This is a genomic window from Hyphomonas sp. (assembly GCF_041689225.1).
Taxonomy (GTDB): Bacteria; Pseudomonadota; Alphaproteobacteria; order Caulobacterales; family Hyphomonadaceae; genus Hyphomonas.
This window is the reverse complement of record NZ_JBDNGN010000181.1, coordinates 1-3,475: the sequence shown is the minus strand read 5'-3', so window position 1 is coordinate 3,475 and position 3,475 is coordinate 1. Positions and strand designations below refer to the sequence as shown.

Genomic DNA, 3,475 nt, shown 5'->3' with positions numbered 1-3,475 from the left:
GTGAATGCTCTGGAGGAGCAGATTCAGGCTCTGACTGACGAAGAATTGCAGGCCCAGACCGAGAAATTCCGCGCGCAATTGGCGGAGGGCAAGACGCTGGTCGACATTACACCAGAAGCCTTTGCGACGGTGCGTGAAGCATCCATCCGGGTTCTGGGAATGCGCCACTTTGACGTTCAGGTGATCGGCGGCGTAGTGCTGCACCGCGGTGAAATCGCCGAAATGCGCACCGGTGAAGGTAAAACGCTGGTGGCAACGCTGGCGACTTATCTCAATGCAATCGAGGGTAAGGGCGTCCACGTTGTGACGGTCAATGATTACCTCGCTCGCCGCGATGCCGAATGGATGGGCCAGCTATACACCTGGTTGGGTCTGACAGTTGGCGTGATCGTGCCAAATCTGGGCGAATTTGAACGGCGCGATGCCTATGCCGCCGACATTACTTACGGCACGAACAATGAATTCGGCTTCGATTATTTGCGCGACAATATGAAGCAGGAACGCGGCCAGATGGTCCAGCGCCCGTTTAACTTCGCAATCGTCGATGAAGTCGATTCGATCCTGATCGATGAAGCGCGGACACCGCTGATCATCTCTGGCCCGACGGAAGATAAAACTGAACTCTACGTCCAAATCGATGCGATCGTGAAACAGATCGAACCCGATTTTTACGAAGCAGATGAGAAAACCAAGAATATTTCCTGGACCGAAGATGGCACGGAAAAAGTCGAGCAGATGCTGGCCGATGCAGGCCTGCTGGAAACTGACAATCTATACGATGTTGAAAATACCCAGGTCGTTCACCACCTGACTGCCGCACTCCGTGCGAACATCATGTTCAAGCGCGATACGGATTACATCATCAAGGATGACAAGGTTGTCATCATCGATGAATTTACGGGCCGGATGATGGATGGACGCCGCTGGTCTAACGGTCTGCATCAGGCGGTTGAGGCCAAGGAAGGCATGAAGATCGAGCCTGAAAACCAGACCATGGCATCGATCACTTTCCAGAATTATTTCCGCATGTATCCCAAACTGGCCGGCATGACCGGTACCGCCGCGACAGAGGCAGGCGAATTCTGGGAAATCTACAAGATGAACGTGGTCACGATTCCGACCAACGTAGACGTTCTGCGGATCGATGAAGAAGACCAGTTTTTCAAGAATACCGACGACAAGTTCAAGGCGATTGCCAAGGCGATTGCGGAACAATCTGGTATTGGCCAACCCGTTCTGGTGGGCACTGTTTCGATCGAAAAATCCGAGTTGCTGTCGAAGTTCCTCGACAATGAAAAAGTTGAACACTCGGTCCTCAACGCCCGGTTCCATGAAAGTGAAGCACGGATTGTGGCGCAGGCAGGCCGGCTTGGCGCGGTGACCATCGCGACAAACATGGCGGGCCGGGGCACCGATATTCAGCTGGGCGGTAATGTTGAATACCGCGAAGAAGACGAGCTTGCCGGGATGCCGGAAGGGCCGGAACGTGATGCAGCATTGGCCGCGATCAAGGCCGAAGTTAAGGCTGAGCGCGCAAAGGTTCTGGAGGCCGGGGGCTTGTTCGTGCTCGGTACTGAACGGCATGAAAGCCGCCGGATCGATAATCAGTTGCGCGGCCGTTCAGGCCGACAGGGTGATCCTGGATTATCACGGTTCTACCTGTGTCTGGAAGATGATTTGCTGCGCATTTTTGGTCCGGATACCCTGTTCAGCCGGATGATGAATTCCAACCTGGAAGACGGCGAGGCGATTGGCTCCAAATGGCTGAGCAAGGCCATCGAAACCGCGCAGAAAAAGGTTGAAGCCCGCAATTACGACATTCGTAAGCAAGTCGTCGAATATGATGATGTGATGAATGATCAGCGCAAGGTCATCTATGAACAGCGCGCGGAAATCATGGATAGCGAAGCAGTCGATGATGTGGTGATCGATATGCGGCATGACACAGTCAACAATCTGGTCACAGCCGCTTGTCCTCCGGGCTCCTATCCCGAACAATGGGATATGGAAGGGTTGAAGGAGAGCGCGCTTAAAGTGCTCGGCATCGAACCACCATTCGATCAATGGTTGGAAGAAGACCAAGTCGAACCAGAAATAATCGAAGAACGCATTCTGGCCGAAGTAAACGGGATCATGGAGCAAAAGATTGCTGCCAGCGAACCGGGCATCTGGCGCCGGGTGGAAAAAAGTATCCTGCTCGAACGGCTCGATTATCACTGGAAAGAACACCTCGCCACGCTTGATGCATTGCGTCAGGTGGTGGGCCTGCGTGCCCATGCGCAAAAACAACCGATCAACGAGTATAAGCAGGAAGCCTTTGGCCTGTTCGAACAAATGCTGGGGACGCTGCGCGAGGACATCACCAGCATTCTGCTGAAAAGCCAGCTACGCATGGCACCGCCCCCGCAAGAAGCGCTGCCTGATCTGCCAGATTTCCTGACCGGTCATGTCGATCCGTTGACTGGCCTCGACAATTCGGATGATAGTGATGGCTCTGCTGGCCGCGAAGCGATGTTCGGATCGTTTGCAGGTTCGCCCCGGGCGGCGTTTGGCCCCGGCGGATCGAACAAGGATAACCCATACGTAGACATGGATATTAGCCGCAACGCGCAATGTCCGTGTGGTTCCGGCAACAAATACAAGCATTGCCACGGAGCCCCCGCCTGATCTCGGTTTGAGTACAGAGGTTTGGGACCGGCACATCCAAACATACCAAAAGCGAAGGGCCCTGTCAGTGAATAGCTGATCGGGCCCTTTGGCATTCGTCGGGTGCGTCGTAGGCAATGTGTGCAAGCAGATCGAAATCGCCGAAATCCTTGCCCACGTCCTCGGCCAGATTGGCAAGGACGATGCCATGTTCTTCAAGCTCATCGATGATCGCTTGCTTTCGATCACTCTCGTTCCATTTCTGGATAAACTCATCGAGCGAGAGATATGCCGACACGATCTTACCCTTGGCGAGCTCCCGATAGGATTCGGTGATCAACTTGCCATCGGTCCCGACATATTCGATCCGCTCGGCAATGATCCGCGCCGGAACGCCGCTGACGACGATTTTTGTACCGCCTGCATTGTCGTCATCGTCCGTATCGTCATCGTCCTGATCTTCCGGGTCAGGCGGAATCGGATCATCAACATCGGTCGGTTCATAAATGACGATCGGCGGGCCATCAAAGTCGTCATCCCGGAAGAGTTCTGTGGCCTTTTTGAAGTCCATGATCGTGACGAAATATTTGTTGTTGTCCTCATCGATGCGGGTGCCACGGCCAATGATCTGTTTGAACATGGTCATGGAGTTGATGGTTCGATAGATAACGATGAGCTTGCAGGTTTTGTCATCAACGCCGGTCGTCAACAGCTGCGACGTGGAGCCGCCGAATGCGTGGACCGGATGAACGCTGCGCAAGTCGCAATCGCGGAACACGGCGAACTCTTGATCGACCGCTATGGAAGCCCGAAACTCAATCCAGCCTGC

The 3,475-nt window shown here is 54.1% G+C and carries 1 protein-coding gene and 1 pseudogene; one reads left to right on the top strand and one right to left on the bottom strand.

Going from position 1 to position 3,475, the window contains the following annotated elements; translation table 11 throughout:
- Positions 1–2,667, top strand: a 2,667-nt coding sequence (gene secA, locus ACESNB_RS17650; RefSeq protein ID WP_373009648.1) for a preprotein translocase subunit SecA, incomplete at its 5' end; no start/stop codon positions are given.
- Between the two features lie 76 nt (positions 2,668–2,743).
- Here secA and ACESNB_RS17645 read toward each other — a convergent pair.
- Positions 2,744–3,475, bottom strand: a pseudogene (locus tag ACESNB_RS17645) (type I restriction-modification enzyme R subunit C-terminal domain-containing protein); the annotation flags it as partial.